22 protein-coding genes and 1 pseudogene are annotated in these 21,981 nt (G+C 65.9%); 10 read left to right on the top strand and 13 right to left on the bottom strand.

The window, feature by feature from the left end:
• The 6 genes and pseudogenes from M3C25_RS10995 to ychF form a co-directional block, all read right to left on the bottom strand.
• Window positions 1-460, bottom strand: a pseudogene (locus M3C25_RS10995) (hypothetical protein); the annotation flags it as partial.
• A gap of 638 nt (window positions 461-1,098) precedes the next feature.
• The gene (locus M3C25_RS10990) at window positions 1,099-1,419 is read right to left on the bottom strand and encodes a HigA family addiction module antitoxin (RefSeq protein WP_170274791.1); all 321 of its coding nucleotides are present in this window, start codon (window positions 1,417-1,419) and stop codon (window positions 1,099-1,101) included.
• A gap of 56 nt (window positions 1,420-1,475) precedes the next feature.
• Window positions 1,476-1,778 carry a HigA family addiction module antitoxin gene (locus tag M3C25_RS10985; RefSeq protein ID WP_170274790.1) on the bottom strand — a complete coding sequence of 101 codons (303 nt, stop codon included), beginning with the start codon at window positions 1,776-1,778 and terminating at the stop codon, window positions 1,476-1,478.
• Window positions 1,765-2,046 carry a type II toxin-antitoxin system RelE/ParE family toxin gene (locus M3C25_RS10980; protein ID WP_170274789.1) on the bottom strand — a complete coding sequence of 94 codons (282 nt, stop codon included), beginning with the start codon at window positions 2,044-2,046 and terminating at the stop codon, window positions 1,765-1,767. The genes M3C25_RS10985 and M3C25_RS10980 overlap by 14 nt, the downstream gene beginning before the upstream one ends.
• Window positions 2,047-2,129: 83 nt before the next feature.
• Entirely contained in the window at window positions 2,130-3,917 is a 1,788-nt protein-coding gene (locus tag M3C25_RS10975) for a DUF262 domain-containing protein (protein WP_170274788.1), read from the bottom strand.
• 88 nt (window positions 3,918-4,005) lie between these two features.
• Window positions 4,006-5,109 (bottom strand): redox-regulated ATPase YchF, encoded by a 1,104-nt coding sequence (gene ychF / locus M3C25_RS10970; RefSeq protein ID WP_170274787.1) that lies wholly within the window; start codon window positions 5,107-5,109, stop codon window positions 4,006-4,008.
• A 120-nt stretch (window positions 5,110-5,229) separates the two neighbouring features.
• Between ychF and M3C25_RS10965 the strand changes: the two genes are divergently transcribed.
• Complete coding sequence (locus M3C25_RS10965; protein ID WP_170274786.1) at window positions 5,230-6,348, top strand: DNA recombination protein RmuC; 1,119 nt, start codon at window positions 5,230-5,232, stop codon at window positions 6,346-6,348.
• Window positions 6,349-6,352: 4 nt separating this feature from the next.
• Here the strand turns inward: M3C25_RS10965 and M3C25_RS10960 are convergent, their stop codons facing one another.
• On the bottom strand, window positions 6,353-7,678 hold the full coding sequence (locus M3C25_RS10960) for a hypothetical protein (RefSeq protein WP_170274785.1): 1,326 nt from the start codon (window positions 7,676-7,678) through the stop codon (window positions 6,353-6,355).
• Between the two features lie 104 nt (window positions 7,679-7,782).
• Here M3C25_RS10960 and M3C25_RS10955 point away from each other — a divergent pair, with 104 nt between their 5' ends.
• Window positions 7,783-8,928, top strand: coding sequence for a serine/threonine protein kinase (locus tag M3C25_RS10955; protein WP_170274784.1), 1,146 nt, complete (start codon window positions 7,783-7,785; stop codon window positions 8,926-8,928).
• A gap of 18 nt (window positions 8,929-8,946) precedes the next feature.
• Here the strand turns inward: M3C25_RS10955 and M3C25_RS10950 are convergent, their stop codons facing one another.
• Window positions 8,947-10,035 carry a 4-hydroxy-3-methylbut-2-enyl diphosphate reductase gene (locus M3C25_RS10950; RefSeq protein ID WP_165883271.1) on the bottom strand — a complete coding sequence of 363 codons (1,089 nt, stop codon included), beginning with the start codon at window positions 10,033-10,035 and terminating at the stop codon, window positions 8,947-8,949.
• A gap of 109 nt (window positions 10,036-10,144) precedes the next feature.
• On the opposite strand from M3C25_RS10950, the gene xseA reads away from it, so the two are divergent.
• Window positions 10,145-11,449, top strand: coding sequence for an exodeoxyribonuclease VII large subunit (gene xseA, locus M3C25_RS10945; protein ID WP_170274783.1), 1,305 nt, complete (start codon window positions 10,145-10,147; stop codon window positions 11,447-11,449).
• Between the two features lie 58 nt (window positions 11,450-11,507).
• On the top strand, window positions 11,508-11,765 hold the full coding sequence (locus M3C25_RS10940; protein ID WP_170274782.1) for an exodeoxyribonuclease VII small subunit: 258 nt from the start codon (window positions 11,508-11,510) through the stop codon (window positions 11,763-11,765).
• A gap of 41 nt (window positions 11,766-11,806) precedes the next feature.
• Here M3C25_RS10940 and M3C25_RS10935 read toward each other — a convergent pair whose 3' ends face one another.
• Window positions 11,807-12,382 carry a DUF4245 domain-containing protein gene (locus M3C25_RS10935; protein ID WP_170274781.1) on the bottom strand — a complete coding sequence of 192 codons (576 nt, stop codon included), beginning with the start codon at window positions 12,380-12,382 and terminating at the stop codon, window positions 11,807-11,809.
• A 128-nt stretch (window positions 12,383-12,510) separates the two neighbouring features.
• Between M3C25_RS10935 and glpX the strand changes: the two genes are divergently transcribed.
• The 3 genes from glpX to M3C25_RS10920 all read left to right on the top strand — a co-directional run bounded on the left by glpX (window position 12,511) and on the right by M3C25_RS10920 (window position 15,804).
• Entirely contained in the window at window positions 12,511-13,638 is a 1,128-nt protein-coding gene (glpX, locus tag M3C25_RS10930) for a class II fructose-bisphosphatase (RefSeq protein ID WP_259846536.1), read from the top strand.
• A complete protein-coding gene (locus M3C25_RS10925) occupies window positions 13,638-14,303 on the top strand; it encodes a carbonic anhydrase (RefSeq protein WP_259846534.1) in 666 nt (221 codons plus the stop codon). The genes glpX and M3C25_RS10925 overlap by 1 nt, the downstream gene beginning before the upstream one ends.
• Before the next feature lie 97 nt (window positions 14,304-14,400).
• On the top strand, window positions 14,401-15,804 hold the full coding sequence (locus M3C25_RS10920) for a class II fumarate hydratase (protein WP_259846533.1): 1,404 nt from the start codon (window positions 14,401-14,403) through the stop codon (window positions 15,802-15,804).
• A gap of 92 nt (window positions 15,805-15,896) precedes the next feature.
• Here M3C25_RS10920 and phoH2 read toward each other — a convergent pair whose 3' ends face one another.
• Together phoH2 and M3C25_RS10910 are read right to left on the bottom strand one after the other, a co-directional pair.
• Window positions 15,897-17,204 carry an RNA 5'-3' helicase PhoH2 gene (phoH2, locus tag M3C25_RS10915; RefSeq protein ID WP_259856637.1) on the bottom strand — a complete coding sequence of 436 codons (1,308 nt, stop codon included), beginning with the start codon at window positions 17,202-17,204 and terminating at the stop codon, window positions 15,897-15,899.
• A gap of 257 nt (window positions 17,205-17,461) precedes the next feature.
• The gene (locus M3C25_RS10910; RefSeq protein WP_170274776.1) at window positions 17,462-18,250 is read right to left on the bottom strand and encodes an isoprenyl transferase; all 789 of its coding nucleotides are present in this window, start codon (window positions 18,248-18,250) and stop codon (window positions 17,462-17,464) included.
• Window positions 18,251-18,412: 162 nt separating this feature from the next.
• Between M3C25_RS10910 and trhA the strand changes: the two genes are divergently transcribed.
• A complete protein-coding gene (gene trhA, locus M3C25_RS10905; RefSeq protein ID WP_311200545.1) occupies window positions 18,413-19,243 on the top strand; it encodes a PAQR family membrane homeostasis protein TrhA in 831 nt (276 codons plus the stop codon).
• 114 nt (window positions 19,244-19,357) lie between these two features.
• Here trhA and M3C25_RS10900 read toward each other — a convergent pair whose 3' ends face one another.
• Window positions 19,358-19,708 carry a hypothetical protein gene (locus M3C25_RS10900; protein ID WP_170274723.1) on the bottom strand — a complete coding sequence of 117 codons (351 nt, stop codon included), beginning with the start codon at window positions 19,706-19,708 and terminating at the stop codon, window positions 19,358-19,360.
• Window positions 19,708-20,727 (bottom strand): mycothiol conjugate amidase Mca, encoded by a 1,020-nt coding sequence (gene mca / locus M3C25_RS10895; RefSeq protein ID WP_170274775.1) that lies wholly within the window; start codon window positions 20,725-20,727, stop codon window positions 19,708-19,710. Before mca ends, M3C25_RS10900 begins: the two co-directional genes overlap by 1 nt.
• A gap of 117 nt (window positions 20,728-20,844) precedes the next feature.
• Between mca and M3C25_RS10890 the strand changes: the two genes are divergently transcribed.
• Together M3C25_RS10890 and greA are read left to right on the top strand one after the other, a co-directional pair.
• A complete protein-coding gene (locus M3C25_RS10890) occupies window positions 20,845-21,336 on the top strand; it encodes a DUF4307 domain-containing protein (RefSeq protein ID WP_102162892.1) in 492 nt (163 codons plus the stop codon).
• Between the two features lie 131 nt (window positions 21,337-21,467).
• Window positions 21,468-21,962, top strand: coding sequence for a transcription elongation factor GreA (gene greA / locus M3C25_RS10885; protein WP_170274774.1), 495 nt, complete (start codon window positions 21,468-21,470; stop codon window positions 21,960-21,962).
• Window positions 21,963-21,981: the final 19 nt, after the last annotated feature.

Below are 21,981 nucleotides of genomic sequence, written 5' to 3'. Positions count from 1 at the left end.
CTGCGTTCATTTTCAGAGCCTTGGTTCTGACCGGCTGATGAGGTCTATTTTGACCATGTGGAAAGAGACGGAAATCGCTCAGCCACGAACCCGATGTTGCTTGTGGCCAGTGAAATAGCCGCAGGCCCCATGAGCGGGTCCATGATGTTGCTGATCGCGTTGTATTCGGCGTCTCCCCGCAGGGCGGGAAATAGTAGCCATGGACAGTTGCCTCTGCGGCGCCGGCTCCCGTCGCTGCGATGCGTCGCGCCACGGCGGAGGCATAAAGGCCAATGAATAGGGCGATGCCGATAGAGCCGCCGATCTGCTGGACCATGTTGACGGTCGCTGAGGCGACGCCGACGTCGGCGAGGTCGACACCCGTCGTTGCCGTCGCGATTGCCGCTGTGAAGACTGTACCCATGCCGAAACCGACAAGGATCAGCGCGGGAAAGAGTACGGCGGTGTAAGACGAGTCCACTGCCAGCCCCTGGAGAAAGAGGAGGCCTGCGGTCGTGACCGCGGCACCGGAGATGATGACGACCTTCGCGCCCAACTTAGAGAGCAGTCAGCCACCGACCCAGCTGGAGGCAAGGGTCATCGTGAGTTTCAACCTCGACGCCGAGGGCGCGTTGGTACCACTCGGCAGTGGAACGGACGTCGGAGCAGTTTGAACACGAGGTGGTCTACCGCTGTGATCTCAACACCCACAGGACCTTCTGAGGGGTTTAGTCGAAGGGTGGGGTTCCCCGAGGACGTCATTGACCGCCCACTCGAGCGAGTCAAGAGCGTCTTCTCCCCCGCTGATGGCTTCGGCCTCGCAGTCATTCACTCGAATGAGCGCGGCCCCGCCGATGGGCACAACGCCCTCACCGTCAGAACCGTATTCTTCAACGATGCGCGCCCACGCAGTCCAGCGCGTTCGGCGTGATGACGCGCACTCGGACGCGGTAAGCAAGGTCTTGAGTCGTGTGCCGATCAAACCGGTCGTCGGACACTTTCCCGATCGTCATGGCTCAAGTATCAGACCGAGCAGCTGACACTGCAATGAGCATGATGACTCGCAGTTCTGGCAAAGCGACCACGACCATCGTCGAACGATCTCACTCGAACCTATCGTCAGGCAAGTTCAAGGGGTTTGGTCTCGGCAACCTGATCACGCAGCGCAAGACGCCCGCGCCTCAACTCGTAGTTCAACTGCAGGTTCATCCAGAATTCGTCGGAAGTCCTGAAGTATCGCGCCAAACGAATTGCAGTATCGGCAGTGATTCCACGCTTTCCGTGCACGATCTCATTGATTCGACGAGGCGGAACACCGATCGAGACGGCAAGCCTGTTCTGCGTGATTCCGAGCCCCTTGATGAAGTCCGCCATGAGGACCTCGCCCGGATGAATCGGCTCGATCACATCGGCTTCAGTGGTAGTCGCCAAGTTTGACATTCTCGGCACCTCCGTCAACTCCTCGATCTCGCCGAGTGGGATCGCCTGTTTCTTATTCAGGCAACTTCGATGGTTTGAATCTGCTCGATTTCGGGAAAGATCTTGTCTTCTGCCACATCAAGGTCGTACTGAGTCTGCAGCCCAAGCCAGAACTGCGGGCTTATACCAAAGAACTTCGCCAACCGAAGTGCAGTGTCAGCGGTGATCGCACGCTTACCATGGACGATCTCGTTGATCCTGCGAGGCGGAACTCCGATGGAGACGGCGAGCTTGTGCTGTGTAATACCCATGTCTTTAAGAAAGTCCTCCATGAGGACTTCTCCGGGATGAACCGGAGGGAGCTTGTCAGTGGTAGTCAACGATCTCAACCTCCTCTGGCCCAGCAACGGTCCACCGAAAGCAAATCCGCCACTGGTCGTTGATACGGATACTGTGCTGACCCGCGCGATCGCCCTTAAGTGTTTCGAGACGGTTACCTGGCGGAATCCGCAAATCTTCGAGACTCTGCGCGTAACCGAGCTGGCGCAGTTTCCTCAACGCCACTGAGTGGATTCGGGAATCGATTGAACGCGCCCGCTCTCGATTCCAAAGTCGCTCGGTGTCCTTGTCGGCGAATGACTGGATCACAACTTAACCATACCCACCAATAACGCACAGCGTCAATAACGCTACACGTTAAACCTGAACTCAACCGCGTCACCATTGATACTTTATCTGACAATGGCCAGTGGGAAGCGCTGTATCACCCGTTCCGCCAATTCTTCGGTGCGATTCTCGATGTCATTAGGGGTCCAAGACTCCCTCGTGGCCAGGTCAGCGTTCAGTGACAGGCCGTTTCGATAGCCGATACGCCTGCCCTTCGAGTCCTGGCGGTCGCGCTTCTCAAGGAAAGACTTGTTGCTGAGGTTGCTGTTATACGCGGTAATGGTGAGGTTGCCGAGCCTATGCTTGTGCTCCTCCTGAACCTGGGCAGCGACCTCCTCACCCCCGAGCATCTCCTGCCACTCAGCCGGAAGGTTCTCGCCCTGCGGGAGGATGTGCTCGATCGTCCAAACGAAACGGTTCTTTTCCTGGCGCCACAGGTCGATGCGCGTCTCCTTGGTCATGGCGTCCTCGGCCAGCGTCGCGAGGACGAACCGGGCGACGTCGCTGTTCTCCTCGTAGATTCGCCCCAGGAGGCGGGTGCGGAACTCCTCGTCGGACACTGAGGCCGCACTTAGCTTCTCCTCGACGATCACCACCACCTCGTCACCTCGGGCATCACCCACAGCGTCGATGGTCGTCATAAACAGCTTCGCCAGTGCATACGTCTGCGGGTATCCCGTTAGGTTGCGTCGGACAAAGAAGCTCGTGAGGCGGTCTACGACCGTCTCGATGTGTGCATCTGTCAGAGCCAGATCGGACTGCTTCGATATCAGCCACATGAGGAGCACGTAGGACGGCGCGCCCTGAGCGCGCATCAGGCGCTGGAACGACCTGTCAAGGGTTGTCGGCTGATCGAGTTCAACGACGCAGTTGATTCGCCCGTAGATCTTGCTCGCCGTCACCAGCGAATCGACGACGCGTTTGAGGCCCTGCTCGAGAATCTTCTCGTAGACCCTGATCAGGTTGGACTTCGTGGCGACCGAGGCGTTTGAGACTTCGGGCAGCTCTGACTTGAACGCGTTGTAGTACTGGCGGAGGAAGCGCTCCTGGGTGGAGTAGCTGTCACCGAGGCTGGTCAGCATGTCGTTCCAGTGTTTGAACGCCTCGTCGACGTCCATGATCTGCTTCTTCTCCGACTCGGCGAGAAGGTGGTTCTTGATCAGGTCCACCGGTGAGAGGGGCATCCCGCGGTTGTTCAGGGACTCGAACAGCACGAAGGCGTCGGCGTGGTTGGCCACCTCAATCTTCACGATCACCGCCTGTAGGGCCGCCTCATGCACCCGCAGGGCCGCCTCCGGCTGTGTGATCTCCTCAGTCTCGGCGAGCCTCTGGATCGCGGAGCGGAAGTAGCGGTAGCACTTGGCAATCCTGCGGCTGGGGAAGTACGGCTTCCATTCTCCCTCCACCGGCAAGCCGGCTTCCTCGAGCACCTTGCGGAAGTCGGAGAGGTTGTGGCCCTGTTTCTGCGGTGTCACCCTCGGCTGCTGGTCTGCTTTCCGCACCAACTGCCGACCGAGGTTGATGACGTCCGTTCGTGTGTCCTCGTCGAGATCGTCGAAGTGTTCCTTGAGTACCGAATAGACGGCGGCCAACAACAAGGTGAGCGTCGTCAGTCGCTGCTGCCCATCGATGACCTGCAGGATGTTGCCCTCGAGCGTGTCCGTGGTCTGGTCGAGCGTGATGATGGTGCCCAGGAAGTGCGCGCCCTCGGCCTCGATGAGATCTTCGAACAGGTCTTCCCAGTGGGACTTATACCAGGAGTACTCGCGCTGGTAGGGCGGGATCCGGTAAAGCACGTTGCCTTCGTGACTGAACAGCGTGTGCACCGGATACTGGTTGGCAGATTTGATCATCGAGGAGCCCCCAGCTCACACGCCCATATGTGGCTGACCTCTCCGTCGATGAAGTTGCGGACCCTGGCGTGCAGGTTGCGTGATTTTGTCACTTTTTACCTCCAGACGTTAGCCCAGTTCGGAACTCGACGACGTCGCCGTCGGCCATGACATAGTCCTTGCCCTCCATGCGCACCTTGCCGGCCGCGCGCGCTTCGGCCATCGAACCGAGCGCATCGAGGTCCTCGAAGGAGACGATCTCAGCCTTGATGAAGCCCTTCTGGAAATCAGTGTGGATGACGCCGGCGGCCTCGGGCGCGGTCCAACCCTTGCGGATCGTCCACGCGCGCGCCTCCTTCGGCCCGGCAGTCAGGTAGGTCTGCAGACCGAGCGTGTTGAAGCCGACGCGGGCGAGCTGGTCGAGGCCGGCCTCGTCCTGTCCGCTCATCTCGAGCATCTCTGCGGCTTCCTCGTCGTCGAGCTCCGCGAGCTCGGACTCGAACTTCGCATCGAGGAAGATCGCTTCGACCGGGGCGACGAGTGCGCGCATCTCGTCCTTCTTCGCCTCATCGGCCAGCACATCGTCATCGACGTTGAAGACGTAGAGGAACGGTTTGGTCGTCATGAGCTGCAGCTCGCGCAGCGGCGCGGCGTCGAACCCATCGGCCTGCATCGCCTGGTAGAGGGTGCGCCCTTCCTCCAGGATCCCGTGTGCCCCCTGCATCGCGGCCAGCACCTCGGGTTCAGCCCGCTTCTGCTTGACCTCCTTCTCGATGCGCGGCAGCGCCTTCTCCAGGGTCTGCAGGTCAGCGAGGATGAGCTCGGTGTTGATCGTGTCGATGTCATCAGCCGGGTTGACCTTGCCGTCAACGTGGACGACGTCGGAATCACTGAATCCGCGGATCACCTGGCAGATCGCGTCGGCTTCGCGGATGTTGGCCAGGAACTGGTTGCCCAGTCCCTCACCCTCCGAGGCGCCGCGGACGATGCCGGCGATGTCGACGAAGTTCACCGTTGCCGGCAGGATCTTCGCTGAGCCGAAGATCTCGGCCAGCCGGGTCAGCCGCTCGTCGGGCAGTTCGACGACGCCGATGTTCGGCTCGATCGTCGCGAACGGGTAGTTCGCTGCCAGCACCTGGTTCTTGGTCAATGCATTGAACATGGTCGACTTGCCGACATTGGGCAGTCCGACGATTCCGATAGTTAAAGCCACGATCCCCCAGTGTAGCCGCTGGCCTGGGTGCCAGCATGCCGGCCAGTCCCCCGTGCCCGAGGCGGTGGCCGGCAGCCGTGACCGGGCACCGTTGTCCGTGGCTCCTGGTTGACTGTGAGCATGGATGCACCCACGATCTTCATCACCGTCCTCGTCCTCCTCATCGGAGCGGTCGCAGGCTTCTTCCTCGGTGCGACAGTGGCGCGTTCGCGCATGGCAGCAGCCCTCGCGCAGGCGCAGACGGCTGAGCGGCTGCACTCCGAGCGCGTCCAGGCCCTGGAGGCCGATGCCGGGATGACGCATGAGCTCGCCGAACTCATGGGTCCCTTGGCCGCCCAGGTGAATCGCCTGCACAGCGATGTCACCGGCTTCGAGCGCGAGCGCACCGACCAGTTCGCCCGTCTCGATGCCCGGCTCGGGCATATGAGCCAGGTCGATGCGCAGCTGCAGGCCTCGACGTCGAACCTGCTGACCGCGCTCAATGCCTCAGGCACCCGCGGGTCGTGGGGTGAGCTGCAGCTCACACGCGTCGTCGAGGCCGCCGGGATGCTCGAACACGTCGACTTCGACTCCCAGGTCACCGTCCAGGGCCGCAACGGCGAGCGGTTGCGCCCGGATATGGTCGTCCATCTCCCCGGTGACCGGCAGATCGTCATCGACGCCAAGGCCCCGCTCGACCCCGGCCAGGACACCAGTGCCGGCAACGGCTCCGGTCCGGCAGGACGGCTGCGCTCCCACATCCGCACGCTGGCCTCGAAGGCATACTGGAACGCCTTCGAACAGACACCGGACTTCGTTGTCTGCTTCGTCCCGAATGAGGGCGCGCTCTCAGCGGCACTGCAGGAGGACCCGCGGTTGTTCGATGAGGCTTTCGCCGTCGACGTCATCCCGGCTTCCCCGGCCACCCTTGTCGCTCTGCTGCGCACAGTCGCTCTTGGCTGGCGTCAGTACGAGCTCGCCCGCTCAGCACGTGAGCTGCTGGCCACCGCGCAGGAGCTGCATGGGCGCATCGGCACGATGGCCGGTCATATCGTGCAGCTGGGCAAGTCGATGAATCGCAGTGTGGAGGACTACAACCGGTTCGTCGGCTCTGTTGAGAGCCGCCTGCTCGTCACCGCCCGCCGGCTGACCGACATGGGCGCCGGCGCCACGGAGATCCCCGTCGCCGAACCGCTCGATGCCTATGCCCGCAGTCTGACGGCACCCGAGTTCCAGGAGGTGCAGCGACGGGACACGTGACAGGTCAGCGACGGGCGCGGCGGATGGCCAGAATCGCAAGCAGCCCGGCGATCGCGAGGAACACCGAACCCAGGCCCAGACCGCCGATGCGCACCCACGTCCCGAGCTCCATGCCCAGGTAGGACGGGGCTGCCCCGGCGCCTTCCACCTCGGGCGCGGAGTCGAAGGGCTCGCCTTGGGACTCCCAGGACAGGCGCACCTGGTGCGTTCCCGTGGCAGGGGCGTCGATGAGGGGTGGCTCGATGGTGACGACAATGTAGTAGTCGCCTGCGATCGAGGAGGCCTTGGCGTCGTCGAACTCGACGAACTCGTGGCGCGGGTTGACCGGGTAGCGGGTCGTGAGCGCAGTCGTGCCGCCGCTGTCGGCGATCGAGATGGAGGCATCCGTGCCGGTGCCGTTGGTATCGGGCATATCCGAGGCTGGTGCACCTTCATCACCGGGCCGGGCGACTGCGACCGGGCGCAGGTTCGGGTCGAAGACCCGCAGGGTGAGCGTGTGGTCTGCCGGGCTGGCAGCGCGGGCGCGCAGGCTCAGCTGCTGGCCGGTCGACAGCGGGGCGCGGAAGAACAGCGGCCGGCCGACCTCGGCGTCGACGATGGCGTCGGCTTCGGTGAGTTCGGTGGCGGTGTTGAAGCTCCAGCCGGGACTGAGCGTTTCGGCCTCTCCGCGGGATTCGGGAAGGAACTCAGCGAGCGCCGGATTCTCCTCGGGTTCAGGCAGCTGCGACCAAACAGTCGCTGCCTGGCGCACGTACTGCAGCTCCAGCGGCAGGGTCTGAGGCAGCCCGTCATAGGTCTCGGACCAGGCGACGGAGACGATGAAGCTGCCGCCGCGCTGGAAGCAGGAGTCGTTGGGGTTGTTGCCATCGAGCACTCCAGTGCTGATGGACACCGACACCGGGCCGGTCTCATTGCCGGAGACCCGGCTGCTCTGGCTGACCGAGCAGGACGGGTCCGCCGGCGCGGCAACCGTGATCTCCAGCTCCGCAGCACCGAAGGCGTCGCTGCCTGCGTCCTCGGGCCGGAGCATGCTCGCTGACACATAACCGGACTGGCCGTCTTCGAGGCTGATCCGGTAGGTGCTGGCCGGATGGTTCTCCCCGAAGTCCACGTCTTCGTAGCTGATCTCATCGGCGTAGCTGCCCGGTTCGATCTCAGCGGCATCATCGACACTGTTGCCGCCGGTGACCTCGGTGCCGCCGGGCTCACCACGCTCAGTGGCGAGCGCCGGGGCCGGCAGGGTCGTCCCGCCTGCCAGGGCGAGCACGGCGACGAGGCCGGCGCTGGCGATGCCTGCTGCCAGCCGCTGTGCCAGCGGTGCGCGTGTCATGCCTGTCCCCTACTCGGTGCTCCTGGCGGCAGGTGTCCGTCGTCTCAGCTGGCGCCCTGAGCAGGACACGACTGGCCGGCCGGGTTCTGGCTACAGTAGGCACCATGAGTGACACTATCGCAGGCCGGTTCACGCTGCTCGATCCCATCGCCAGCGGTGGTTCGGGCACTGTGTGGATCGCCCGCGATGAGCGCTTCGGCAATCTGTGCGCGGCCAAGGTGCTGCGCCAGCGCGATTCGGGTGACCTGCTGCGCTTCGTGCGCGAGAACACGGTGCGCCTGAATCATCCGCACGTGCTCGCCCCGTATGCGTGGGCGGCTGAGGATGCCCACGTCGTCATCGCGATGCCGCTGGTGACCGGCGGGACGCTGGCTGACATCCTGCGCTCGGGGCGCCGGTTCTCAGCTGCAGCCACGGCCGAGGCGGTCCGCCAGATCCTCGACGGACTCACCGCCGTGCATGCCGCCGGCTGGATCCACCGTGACATCAAACCGGCGAACATCATGATCGATGCTGAGCAGCCGGATCTGCACCTGCTGCTCGCCGACTTCGGCATCGCCGTCGACACGAACGCCCCGCGCCTGACGCAGTCGGGCATCGTCCACGGCACGCCGGGCTTCGTCGCCCCGGAGATCATGATGGGCGGGGACATCTCCCCTGCTCAGGATGTGTGGGCGACCGGGCAGATCGGCAAGCGGATGCTCGGGATGGACGATGACGCCGTCGCCGAGGCGGTGCGCGCCAGCGCTGATCCGCTCACCCAGGGCCTCGTCCACCTGCTCGATGACCTCACTGCCGCTGATGCCCGCAAGCGGCCGAGTCCGGAGATCGCGGCGGCAGCACTCAGCCGGCTGGGTCTGCGCGGGCCGTTCCATTTCGCTGATGGCACGCCGTGGCATCCGCAGCGTGAGATCGCTTCACCGGCCCTTCCCCAGGATCCGGCACCCACACTCATTCTCGTGCCCCAGGCCGATCCGACGCAGGTCGACTTCCGGCGCTCCCCTTCAGGTGGGCCACCGCAGCCGGGCAGCCAGCCGGGCAGTCAGCCCGCTGCGCAGGCAGCGCACGCGGCTCCGGTGCTCGGCAGCGGCCCCGCCCCGGGATTCGCACCGACGCAGGTCGATCAGGTGCGCCCAGACAGAGGCGAGCGGAAGCCTGCCAAGGGGCTGGCCGCCTCGGCGGCGGTGTTCGCGTTCATCGGTGCGCTGCTCATCCTCGTGGGGATCTTCGCACCGGGCTATCTCGGCTGAGCCGAGGGCGCAGACGGGTCAGACGATCTCGTGCTGGCGGTCAGCGCCGTCGCGCTTGTTCGAGGTCTTCTGTCCGGCGGCCTTGAGGTCCTTGCGCAGCTCGCGCGGCAGCGAGAACATCAGGTCCTCCTCTGCGGTGCGGACCTCGTCGACCTCGCCGTAGCCGTATTCGGCCAGGAGCTTGAGCACGTCCTCGACCAGTGTCTCCGGAACCGAGGCGCCGGAGGTGACGCCGACGGTGGCGACGTCGTTGAACCACTCCTCGTCGACCTCGCGGGCGAAGTCGACGCGGTAGGCGGCCTTCGCGCCGTGCTCGAGGGCGACTTCGACAAGACGCACGGAGTTCGAGGAGTTCGCCGAGCCGACGACGATGACGAGGTCAGCGTCCGGGGCGATCTTCTTGACCGCGACCTGGCGGTTCTGGGTGGCGTAGCAGATGTCGTCGCTCGGGGGCGCGATGAGCTGCGGGAAGCGCTCCTTGAGGATGTCGACGGTCTCCATCGTCTCGTCGACGCTGAGCGTGGTCTGCGAGATCCACACCATCTTGTCCGATTCCGGGATGTCGAGGGTGCGGGCCTCCTCGGGATTCTGGATGAGGGTGATGTGATCAGGTGCCTCGCCCATCGTGCCCTCGACCTCTTCGTGCCCGGCGTGGCCGACGAGCAGGATCGAGTAGCCGTCGCGGGCGAACCGGATCGCCTCGCGGTGGACCTTGGTCACCAGTGGGCAGGTCGCATCGATGGTGTCGAGGCTGCGTTCGGCGGCCTCAGCGTGGACCTGCGGGGACACGCCGTGAGCGGAGAACACGACACGCGCGCCCTCGGGCACCTCGGAGGTCTCGTCAACGAAGATCGCGCCGCGTTCGGCGAGCGTGTCGACGACGTGGCGGTTGTGCACGATCTCCTTGCGCACGTAGATCGGGGCACCGTAGTGCTCGAGGGCGCGTTCGACGGCGATGACGGCGCGATCGACGCCGGCGCAGTAGCCGCGCGGGGCGGCCAGCAGCACCTTCTTCTCGCCTGCCGGCTGGCGGATCTCAGACGGATCCTTGCGCACACGAGGAACGGACGGGACCGGGAGATTCACTGCAGTAGTCACGTCTCCCATGGTAGGCGGCTTGGCTGAACACCACCACAAAGGCCGCACTGCCCTTCACCGGCGGCGGTGTCCATGCCTCCCGTTAGACTGCACAGCAGTACATGGAAGGAGTCCCGGCGTGGCACAGCGGATCAGCGGCACCCCCGGCACCCTCGGCCAGAAACCGATCGAGGAGCTGCCGCGCAAGGCAGCCGAGACGACCCCGGACAACCCGTGGCCGCTCAGCCTGCTCAGCCGCAACATCAAGAGCTACATCGACCGGATGTCGGCGGTGTGGATCGAGGCGCAGGTCATCGAGTTCAACCGCCGCGGCAAGGCCAGCTACCTCACCCTGCGCGACACCGATGAGGAGATGTCGCTGCCGGTCCAGGTGTTCAGCAACGTCCTCGACCGGGTCGAGACACCCCTGAGCGAGGGCTCGCGCGTCGTCGTCAACGTCAAGGCCGACTTCTGGCTCAAGGCCGGACGGATGATGATGCGCGCCAATGACATCAGGCCCGTCGGCCTCGGTGAGCTGCTCGCCCGGCTGGAGAAGCTGCGCCGCACCCTGGCTGAGGAGGGGCTCTTCGACCCGGACCTCAAGCAGCCGTTGCCGTTCCTGCCGAACCGGATCGGGCTCATCACCGGCCGCAATTCCGATGCGGAGAAGGACGTGGTACGCAACGCCCACCTGCGCTGGCCGGCTGCCGAGTTCGAGATCCGCAACACCGCCGTGCAGGGCCCGGATGCCGTCCCGCAGGTGCGTGCCGCCCTGGCTGAGCTCGATGCCGACCCGGCTGTCGATGTCATCGTCATCGCCCGCGGCGGCGGCAGCCTGGAGGATCTGCTGCCGTTTTCGAACGAGTCGCTCATCCGCGCCGTGTTCGCCGCCCGCACCCCAGTGGTCTCCGCGATCGGGCATGAGGCCGACCGGCCGATCCTCGACGATGTCGCCGATCTGCGCGCCTCCACCCCGACCGACGCGGCCAAGCGCCTGGTGCCCGATATCCACGAAGAGCGCATGGACTTACTCCAGGCGCGCGCCAGCCTCGACGGCGCGCTCGACCGCCTGCTGCGCAGCGAGCAGGCAGGGCTCGACAGTGTCCGCTCCCGGCCGGTCATGGCCCAGCCGATGACGATGGTGAGTGCGCGTGAGGAGGAGCTCACGGCCCTCATCACCCGCGCCCGGCAGGCCCAGCGCAGCGCCCTGACCCATGGCGCCGCCCAAGTCGAGCACCTGCGCGCCCAGGTGCGCGCGCTCTCACCTTTGAGCACCCTGGAGCGCGGCTACGCCGTCGTGCAGACCGCAGACGGTTCGGCTGTGCGTGATGCCGCTGAGCTATCCACCGGCGACGGCGTCCATGTGCGCCTGGCCCGCGGCCGCTTCGACGCCGATGTCACCACCATCCACGCAGACGCACCCGGACCCGACACCCTCGACTGAGATGACCCTCGTGCGGCAGACCGCACCCTGACTGACGAAGCATCCTGAAAGGACCGCAATGGCAGAGAAGAAGACGACCACCGCAGAGGCCACCGCCGAGCACCTCGACGTTTCCGGGCTGTCCTATGAGCAGGCGCGCGAAGAGCTCGTCACCACGGTGCGCTCACTGGAAGCGGGAAACCTGCCGCTGGAGGAGTCGCTGCGACTGTGGGAGCGCGGAGAAGCGCTGGCCGATCACTGCCAGGCGTGGCTCGATGGAGCCCGCAAGAAGCTGGAGCAGGCACAGGCCGCCCGTGAGGAGAAAGCCGAGGAATAAGCCCCGGCTGCTCGGGAAGATCCCGGACTGGTCTGGGTAAGTCAGCCCTGCTTGCCGGCCTGTTCGACGGCCTGCTTGGCGAAGAACTCATACGTCTGCGGATCGGCACGGCCGATGAGCACCGCGGTGCTGCCATCGAGCTGGCCGACCATCGCCTGCTTGCCGTCAGACCCGTCATAGGAGGTGAAGGTGACACCGTCGATGTCATTGGTGCTGACCTCGACGAAGTCATCGAGCTCTGATTCCACCCAGCGTTCATCGCCATCGGCCTGGCGCAAGGTCATCCAGCCCCGCTGCGGTCCGACCGAGGAGAGGTACCAGGTGTCATAGGCAGGTGCACCCATCGGCTTGAACATCGCCTCATTGGCCACCCAGCCCTCTGGCAGCTTCGGCACGACGACAGGGAACTCAGCACGAGTCTTGACCGATTCGGCGATCGTCTCGTAGTCGACTTCGCGTTCGAACTGACCCTCCTTGGGCTCGGGCACGAATGCCAGGCCGATGAGAACGACGGCGAGGCAGGCCCCGAGCGCAATGACCATATTGACCCAGTTCGAACTGAGCTTGAGAGCCCGGACGTTCTCGCTGCGGGGTGGTTGCGTCTGTTGCTGTGTCACTGCCTCACCTGATGTCGAACACGATTGTCAGCCGATCCATTGTCCCCCGGCCCGCGCCCGGGGACAAAACCGCAGACAGCCCGTTACCCGCGCCTTCTGTGCGCGGCCACTAATGGCACAATGAAGACATGACTGAGACCCCGTCTGAGAATCCGACAGAGGAAAAAGCCCACCACTCCGGAGGCCGGGCAGAGACCCCGCCGGTGGCTGTGACCGATGAATGGTCCCGCCGGCTCCAGCAGGATGAGGGCGGCCCCGACCGCAACCTCGCCCTTGAGCTCGTCCGCGTCACCGAGGCAGCCGCACTCGCTGCCGCCCCGTGGGTGGGCCGCGGGGACAAGAACGCAGCCGACGGTGCAGCCGTGGCCGCGATGCGCAATGTCATCTCAACGGTCTCGATGACCGGCACCGTCGTCATCGGCGAGGGCGAGAAGGACGAAGCGCCGATGCTCTACAACGGCGAACCCGTCGGCAGCGGCCGGGGGCCGCGCGTCGATGTCGCCGTCGACCCGATCGACGGCACCACCCTGACCGCCAAGGGCATGCCGAATGCCATCTCCGTCATGGCCGTCAGCGAAGGCGGAGCCATGTACGACCCGTCTGCCGTCTTCTACATGGAGAAGCTCGTCACCGGACCTGAGGCCGCTGACTTCGTTGACCTGCGCCTGCCGGTGGCCGAGAACATCCGCCGTGTGGCCAAGGCCAAGGGCAAAGGCAAGGACAACTCCTCGGTCACCGTCGTCATCCTCGACCGGCCCCGCCACGAGCGCCTCATCGAAGAGGTCCGCCAAGCAGGCGCGCGCATCCGCCTCATCAGCGACGGCGACGTCGCCGGCGCCATCGCCGCCTCCCGCCCGGGCACCGGCATCGACATGCTCATGGGCATCGGCGGCACCCCCGAGGGCATCATCACCGCCTGTGCGATCAAGGCGATGGGAGGTGTCATCCAGGGCCGCCTGTGGCCGCAATCCGAGGAGGAGCGGCAGAACGCCGTCGCCGCCGGCCTCGACCCCGATGCGGTGCTCAACACCGACGAGCTCGTCACCGGTGACAACACCTACTTCGTCGCCACCGGCATCACCGAAGGCGACCTGCTCGACGGTGTGCGCTACACCGGCCAGCACGTGCTGACCCACTCACTCGTCATGCGCTCACGCTCCGGCACCGTGCGCACCGTCAACGCCGAGCACAAAATGGCGAAGATGGACTCCTACGTCGAGGCCGCCGAAGAGGCAGCACGCCGGGGGCTGGTCTGATGCTCGAGAGCGAATACAACTCACCGGCCGCCGCGTTCCTCAGACTCATGGACGGCAACGAGCGCTTCGTTGCCGGCACCCCGCAGCACCCGAATCAGGACGCTGTGCGCCGTGAGGACCTCAAGACCGCCCAGGCGCCGTTCGCCACCCTGTTCGGGTGCTCGGACTCGCGTGTGGCCGCCGAGATGATCTTCGACGTCGGTCTCGGCGACATGTTCGTCGTGCGCACCGCCGGCCAGGTCACCGACTCGGTCACCCTCGGCAGCCTCGAATACGGCGTCGAAGTCCTCGGCACTCCCCTGCTCGTCGTACTCGGCCACGACAACTGCGGGGCGATCACCGCCACGATCGAGTCCTTCGACTCAGGGCAGACCCCAGACGGGTTCATCTCCGATGTCGTCGCCCGCCTGCTGCCCGCCGTCGTCCACGCCCGCGCAGCCGGGCGCACCGACGTCAACAGCACGGTTGCGCAGAACACCGTCGACACCGTCAAGCGCCTCTACCAGCGCTCGACGATCCTGCGCACCGCCGTCGAAGAGGGCCGGCTCGTCATGCTCGGCCTGACCTACCACCTCGCCGACGGACGGGTGAAAGTCGTCAGCCGCATGGGATCCCATCCCCCGCGCATCCCGCGCGCCGACCCCGCCCACGCCAGCAACCAGTAACCACCTGCATTCCGCACCTGCCGCCGCCCGGGCGCCCACCGCCTCGGGAACGGCCGACCAGCCCCGCCCAGGGGCGCACATGAGACAAGGAGACACGATGGCACAAGAGTTCCGCATCGAACACGACACCATGGGTGAGGTCAAGGTTCCCGCCGACGCCCTCTACCGCGCCCAGACCCAGCGGGCAGTGGAGAACTTCCCGATCTCGGGCAAGACGCTTGAGCGCCAGCACATCGCCGCCCTGGCGCAGGTGAAGAAGGCCGCCGCGCGCGCCAACGAGGAGCTCGACGTCCTCGACGCGACCCGCTCGAAGGCCATCCAGGCCGCTGCCGATGAGGTCATCGCAGGCGACCACGACGACCACTTCCCCATCGACGTGTTCCAGACCGGTTCGGGCACCTCATCGAACATGAACACCAACGAGGTGCTCGCCACCCTGGCAACGAAATCCCTCGCAGGCGAAGGCGTCGAGGTCCACCCCAACGACCACGTCAACGCCTCGCAGTCCTCCAACGACGTCTTCCCCACCTCCGTCCACGTCGCTGTAACCTCCGCTCTGGTCCACGAACTCAAGCCGGCGATGGAGAAGCTCGCCGCGAGCATCGAGGCCAAGGCCACAGAATTCAAGGACATCGTCAAGTCCGGGCGCACCCACCTGATGGACGCCACCCCGGTGACGCTCGGTCAGGAGTTCGGCGGCTACGCCGCGCAGGTCCGCTACGGCATCGAGCGCATCGAGGCCTCCCTGCCGCGCGTGGCCGAGGTCCCGCAGGGCGGCACCGCAGTGGGCACCGGCATCAACACCCCCGACGGGTTCTCCTCGCGTGTCGTCGAGCTGCTGGCTGAGCAGACGGGCCTGCCGATCACCGAGGCGCGCAACCACTTCGAGGCCCAGGCCAACCGCGACGGGCTCGTCGAGGTCTCCGGGCAGCTGCGCACGATCGCGTACTCCTACATGAAGATCAACAACGACCTGCGCTGGATGGGCTCGGGGCCGAACACCGGCCTGGGCGAGCTGCACATTCCGGACCTGCAGCCCGGTTCGTCGATCATGCCCGGCAAGGTCAACCCGGTCATCTGCGAGGCCGCGATCCAGGCGATGGCCCAGGTCATCGGCAACGACACGACCGTCGCCCTGTCGAGCACCAACGGTGCCTTCGAACTCAACGTCGGCATCCCGGTCATGGCCGCCAACCTGCTCGAATCGATCCGCCTCATCGCCAACATCTCGACCGTCATGGCCGAGAAGATGATCGACGGGCTGACCGCCAACGAGGAGCGCTGCCGGTTCCTCGCCGAGGCCTCCCCGTCGATCGTCACCCCGCTGAACAAGGTCATCGGCTATGAGGCTGCTGCCAAGATCGCCAAGCACGCCGTGGCCAACAAGATGACCGTCAAGGAGGCCACCATCGACCTCGGCTTCGTCAAGGACGGCTCGATCACCGAAGCCGACCTCGACAAGGCGCTTGACGTCTCGACGATGATCGGCTCCTACACCTGAGCCGGGGACCCGCATCCACCTGACACAAACGCGGGCCCGTCTTCCACTGCAATCAGCGGTAGGAGACGGGCCCTCGCGTTCGGGTGTGCCGCCTAAGCGACGTAGGAGTCCTCCAGGACTCCGGTGACGAGGTCGGCGATCGCCGAGCGCTCAGCACGGGTCAGCGTGATGTGGCCGAAGAGCGGGTGGCCTTTGAGCTGCTCGATGACGGCGGCGATGCCGTCGTGGCGGCCGACGCGCAGGTTGTCGCGCTGAGCGACGTCGTGGGCGAGCACGACGCGGGAGTTCTGCCCGATGCGCGAGAGCACGGTCAGCAGGACCGTGCGCTCCAGTGACTGCGCCTCGTCGACGATGACGAACGCGTCGTGCAGCGACCGGCCGCGGATGTGCGTCAGCGGCAGAATCTCCAGCATGCCGCGGTCGATGACCTCGTCGATGACGTGCTTGGAGACAAGCGCCCCGAGCGTGTCGAACACCGCCTCAGCCCACGGATTCATCTTCTCCGCCTCCGCACCGGGCAGGTAGCCGAGGTTCTGCCCACCGACGGCATACAGCGGCCTGAAGACCATGATCTTCTTATGCGTGCGCTCCTCCATCACCGACTGCAGACCGGCCATGAGCGCCATCGCCGACTTGCCTGTCCCGGCCCGGCCGCCCAGCGACACGATCCCGACATCGGGGTCCAGCAGCATGTCGAGGGCGATGCGCTGCTCAGCCGAGCGGCCGTGCAGGCCGAAGGCATCGCGGTCGCCGCGCACGAGCTTGACGGTGTTCGGCGCAGAGACCCGCCCGAGCCCGGATCCACGCGGTGAGGAGATGACAAGCCCGGTGTTGACGATCTCATCAGCCACCGCATCGGTGTGCACGAGGCCTGAGTCGAACAGCTCGTTCATCTGCGCCTCGTCGAGATCGAGCGTGCTCAGACCGGTGAACCCGGATTCGGTGGCCTGCTCGGCGAGGTACTCCTCGGTCTTGAGCCCGACAGCCGAGGCTTTGACGCGCATCGGCACGTCTTTGGTGATGACGATGACGTCGTCGCCTTCGGCCTGCAGGTTGCGGGCGACGGCGAGGATGCGGGTGTCGTTCTCGGTGCGGTCGAAGCCCACCGGCATCGTCGAGGCGTCGATGTGGTTGAGTTCGACCCGGATCGATCCGCCGTCATCGCCGATCGGCAGCGGCTCGTCGAGGCGTCCGAAGTCCTCGCGCAGCTCATCGAGGATGCTGAGTGCGCGCCGGGCAGTGACTCCGAGTTCGGGGTGGTGGCGTTTGGCTTCGAGCTCGCTGACGACGATGAGCGGGATCACCACCTCGTGCTCGGCGAACCGCATCATTGCGTGCGGGTCAGACAGCAGGACCGACGTGTCGAGCACGTACGTGTGGGTGTCGCTTATCGCGGCCATGGGGCTCCCCTATGCATCGTGTGCCGAAGTGCCCCAGCTCAATCCTTCCCCGACGAGTCGAACACTCCGGGTTGGTGTCAGCCAACTGGTTCCAATCTATGAACCCGATGCCGCTGATGTGCGCTCCGACACTCGGACGTCTCATGATGCGGAGGTGAATCTCAGATGAATCCGCCTGCCGGGTGTCGTCACCGCGCCCGAGGCAGTGGCTGGCCCGGCGTGAGAGCCCGAGGCGGTGGTTGGCCCGGCGTGGAAGCTCAGCGCCCGAAGCGCCGGTTGCGGTTGCCGTAGGCGCGCACGGCGCGCAGGAAGTCGGTGCGGCGGAAGTCGGGCCAGTAGGCCTCGCAGAAGTAGAACTCCGAGTACGCCGACTGCCACATCATGAAGCCCGACAGCCGCTGTTCGCCTGAGGAGCGGATGATGAGGTCGGGGTCCGGCTGGCCCTTGGTGTAGAGGTGCTTGGAGATCTCCTCTTCGCTCAGCGCCTCGATGATCTCCTCGATGCTCTCCCCTGCTGCGGCGTGTTCGCGCAGCAGGCACTTGACGGCGTTGACGATCTCCTGCCGGCCACCGTAGCCGACGGCGACGTTGACGGTCATGCGCTTGTCGCGGCCCTCGGCGTTTGAGCGCTCCTGCGCGTCGGCCAGGCGGGTGCGCAGGGGTTCGGGGATGGTGGCGAGGTCGCCGACGAGCTGGACGGATACGCTCGGCTTGCCGGCGATCTGGTCGACGAGGTCGGAGATGATCTCGGTCAGCGCCGCGACCTCGTCGGCAGACCGGGCGAGGTTCTCCTTCGAGAGCACGTAGAGAGTGACGACCTCGACGCCGAGCTCTTCGCACCAGCCGAGGAATTCGACGATCTTGCCTGCGCCCATCCGGTGTCCGTCAGCGGTGGTCTTGCCGAACTCCTTGGCCCAGCGTCGGTTGCCGTCGGTGATGACCCCGACGTGACGCGGGATCGCGGCAGCGTCATCGCCGTGCTCGAGCTGCCGTTTGACCCGGCGGTCGTACAGGCGGTAGAGCCACCCGAGCGGGGATCCGGCCATCGACTCTCCTGAGGTGTTGCGTGGGGTCAGCTGCCCGCAGTCGGGGCAGCGCGGCGGTGTCTGACAGGCACCCCCGCGTGCCACCAGCATAACTGTCTGCCCGCGCCGCCCTCGCCTGCTCCCGCCCGGCGAATTCCCAACCGCGGGAACTATCATTGAGGCATGACGTCACGCCTTGCCGAACCTGACCAGCCGCACCACGATGCTGGGGCGCGCCGTCATGCATCGAAGCGCACAGCCCAGCCGACCAGTCTCGACCCGAGCCACCCGATGTCACGGGCCTACCGGCTCGCCCTCTCCCGTCGCGGCCGCGCGCTGCGCCACGAACTGGGCAAGCTCGCCGGCCAGGTGCGCCCGTCGTGGCGCGGCTGGATCCACGCAGGCGCCTTCCCGCTCGCCGTGCTCGGCGGACTGACGCTGGTCATCATCTCCCCGACGATCGTCTCGCGCTTAGGCGGAGCGATCTTCGCACTCACCGGCATGATGCTCTTCGGCACCTCAGCGCTCTACCATCGCGGCCGTTGGCGGATGCGCATCCGCCTGATCCTGCGCCGCATCGACCACGCCAACATCTTCCTCATCATCGCCGGCACCTACACGCCCTTGGCGATTCTGACCCTGGAGACCCGCCAATGGGTGCTCCTGCTGTCGATCATGTGGTCCGGTGCGCTCATCGGCGTGCTGTTCAGGGTGCTGTGGACGACGGCCCCGCGCTGGCTGTTCGTGCCGGTCTACATCGGCATCGGCGTCGCCGGCATCGGCTACATCCCGGCGATCTGGGAGCACAACCTGGCCGTCGGCATCCTCATCGTCTCCGGCGGCCTGTGCTACATCGCCGGGGCGATCATCTACGCACTCAAGCGGCCGAACCCGCTGCCGCACATTTTCGGCTTCCACGAGATCTTCCACACCTTCACGGTGCTCGGCTTCGGCAGCCACCTGGCCGCCCTGCTCATCGCCGCGGTCAACGCCAGCCCCGAACTGCACAGCTGAACAGCCGCTGATGCGAGGTCACGCACCCGCTGCCGAGGCGCGGGTCCCGTTCCCGAGGTGCGGGTCCCGTTCCCGAGGTGGGCTCTGGCGCCGGGGGCACGGGCGGAGTTCAGGTCAGGGGCGTGACGTGTCCTCGCCGGGCATCTCTGCTCCCGGCTCTGCGGTGCCGGTCTCACCGGCGGCCGGCTCCTCGGTGACGAAGGAGTCATTGGCCTCTGCGGTATGGGTCTCCGGCTGGTAGCGGCGCTTCTGGTCCGTGGCCATCGGGATCGGGTACGCGTCCACGGCCCGGTCCTTGGCACGCACCCGGCGCACGCGGCGCAGCGCATCGCGGATGAGAAAGATCGTCACGACTGCCAGGGCGAAGACCGCCAGGAAGCCGATCGTGCCCGGGGTGACGATCGAGGGATCCGGGTAGCGGACGTCCTCGGTCGGGGCGGGGCTGGCAGCCAGCAGCATGAGCATCAGACGTTCTCCTTCTCAGCCGGGGTCTGCCCGGCACTGGGCACCGCTGCGCGGGTTTCGACGTAGGGCTCCAGCAGTCCCGCATCCGGGATGCGGCGGCCGTCGTCGCGGGTGACACCTGCGAACAGGTCGGATTCGAGGAAGTCGCTGCCGCGGTCCAGCGGCTCGCGGCCGGTGTTGTCGATGGCGAGTTCGAACTCCTCGGTCGGCCAGAAGGTCTTGGCGATCTTCCGGGCCTCGGAGAAGAAGCCGCCCTTCGGGTCGATCTGGGTGGCATGCGACAGCAGCGCCCGGTCCGAGCGCTCCAGCATCTGCCCGCATGCGATCCGGGCGGTCAGCCAGCTGTTGCGCTCCCCATCGCGGGAGCGGTACTTCTCCAGCATGTCCGCAAACGGCGAATCATGACCCTCGGCGGTCATCTTCTCGTGGATGGCCAGCCACTTCCGCGGCGAGAGGTCCATGTTGTAGTAGACCTTCTGCACCTGCCACGGCTCCCCGAGCTCGGGGTTGACCGCCGCGTCGGCGGCCTGCTCGACAGCAGTCATCGACACGATGTGGTTCTTGATGTGGTCCGGATGCGGGTAGCCGCCCCGCTCGTCATAGGTGGTGAGCACGTGCGGGCGGAAGCTGCGGATGAGGTGCACGAGCGGACGGGCCGCAACATCGGTGGGCACCTGATAGAACGACCCGTGCGGAGTCTCGGTGGCCGGGTCGCCTTCGGGCAGGCCGGAGTCGACGAACCCGATCCAGCGGTGCTCAGCACCCAGCTCCTCGGCGGCGGCGGCCATCTCATCGCGGCGCAGCCCGGCGATGTCGCGGCGGGCGGCCGGGCTGTTGAGCAGGGCGGGGTTGAGGATGTCGCCGGCTTCACCGCCGGTCATCGTCGCGATCATCACCCGGGCGCCGAGCGAGGTGTACAGCGCGGTGGTGGCAGCGCCCTTCGATGACTCATCATCGGGATGCGCGTGCACGGCGAGCATGCGCAGGCCGTGGAAGGGCCGACCGGACGAAACGGACATAGACGTGGGAACCTCTCACAGGACAGCCCGGGGCACTGCCGCGGGCAGGGTGCGGACTAGACTATAGGTTAGTAGCCCTGACCGCTCGGGACGAATCCGGCCGCCAGAAAGGACCGCATGCCCCAGGACCACCGAGGCACCGGCAGCCCAGCCGGCGCCGTCGGCCGCCGCACCGCCGTCGCCGACCGCTACGGTTCCCGTTCACGCCTGCCGCACAACGGCACTCACGCGGCCACCGCCTCGGGCCGGGGGAAGCGGCCGTGGATCATCGCCGCACTGGCCGCAGCGCTCGTCATCATGATCGGCCTGGCCGCCTGGTTCGCCTTCGCCCCGGCCCGTGTGCCCGACACGCCGAAGACCGTCAGCTACGACGTCGTCGACGCCTCCCTGACCGTCACCCGGTTCTCGATCGTGCCCGATGAGTCCCGTGACATCGAATGCGCAGTCCAGGCGACGAACCTGCAGGAAGCGGTCGTCGGGTTCCGCGAGGTGACCATCCCGGCACGCGCCGGGACCTCGACCTCGGAGCCGGTGCAGCTCGACGTCGATATTCGCACAACCCAGCTTGCTGCCAGCGGACACGTGGAATCCTGCTGGTATGTGAGTTAAAATAGGCAGTCAATCTGATTCCCGGTCACCTGCGGGTGTCCGGGAATTCTCATTGTCCGGTGCCCGGTTGGGCACGCATCCGCCGCTGACGGCATCCGGTTCGTCTGCGGCATCGTGTTGAGGAGATGAATATGACCGAGGAGACCACAGCCGAAGAGACCTGGCTCAGCCAGGAGGCATTCGACCGGCTGACGGAGGAGCTCGAGCACCTCAGCGGGCCCGGTCGCGCCGAGATCGCCGAGCGCATCGAAGCTGCCCGCGATGAGGGCGACCTGCGCGAGAACGGCGGTTACCACGCCGCTCGCGAGGAGCAGGGCAAGAACGAGGCCCGCATCCGCCAGCTCGAGCACCTGCTGCGCCATGCCAAGGTCGGCGAGGCCGACACCGACACGACGAAGGTGGCCCCCGGCAAGATCGTCGTCGTGAAGATGAACGGCAAGGAGATGCGCTTCCTGCTCGGCTCACGCGAGATCGCGATGGACGACTCGATCAACGTCTTCTCCGAGCAGTCCCCGCTCGGCGCTGCCGTCAACGGCTGCAAGGTCGGTGACGAGGCCACCTACGAAGCGCCCAACGGCAAGGAGATGACCGTCAAGGTCACCGGTGTGGAGGCCTACACCGGCTGAGCCACCCCGGCTGATGCAA

The organism is Brevibacterium luteolum (genome assembly GCF_025147615.1).
GTDB lineage: Bacteria > Actinomycetota > Actinomycetes > Actinomycetales > Brevibacteriaceae > Brevibacterium > Brevibacterium luteolum.
The sequence above is the reverse complement of the archived record's forward strand: the minus strand, read 5'-3'. Positions and strand labels throughout refer to the sequence as shown.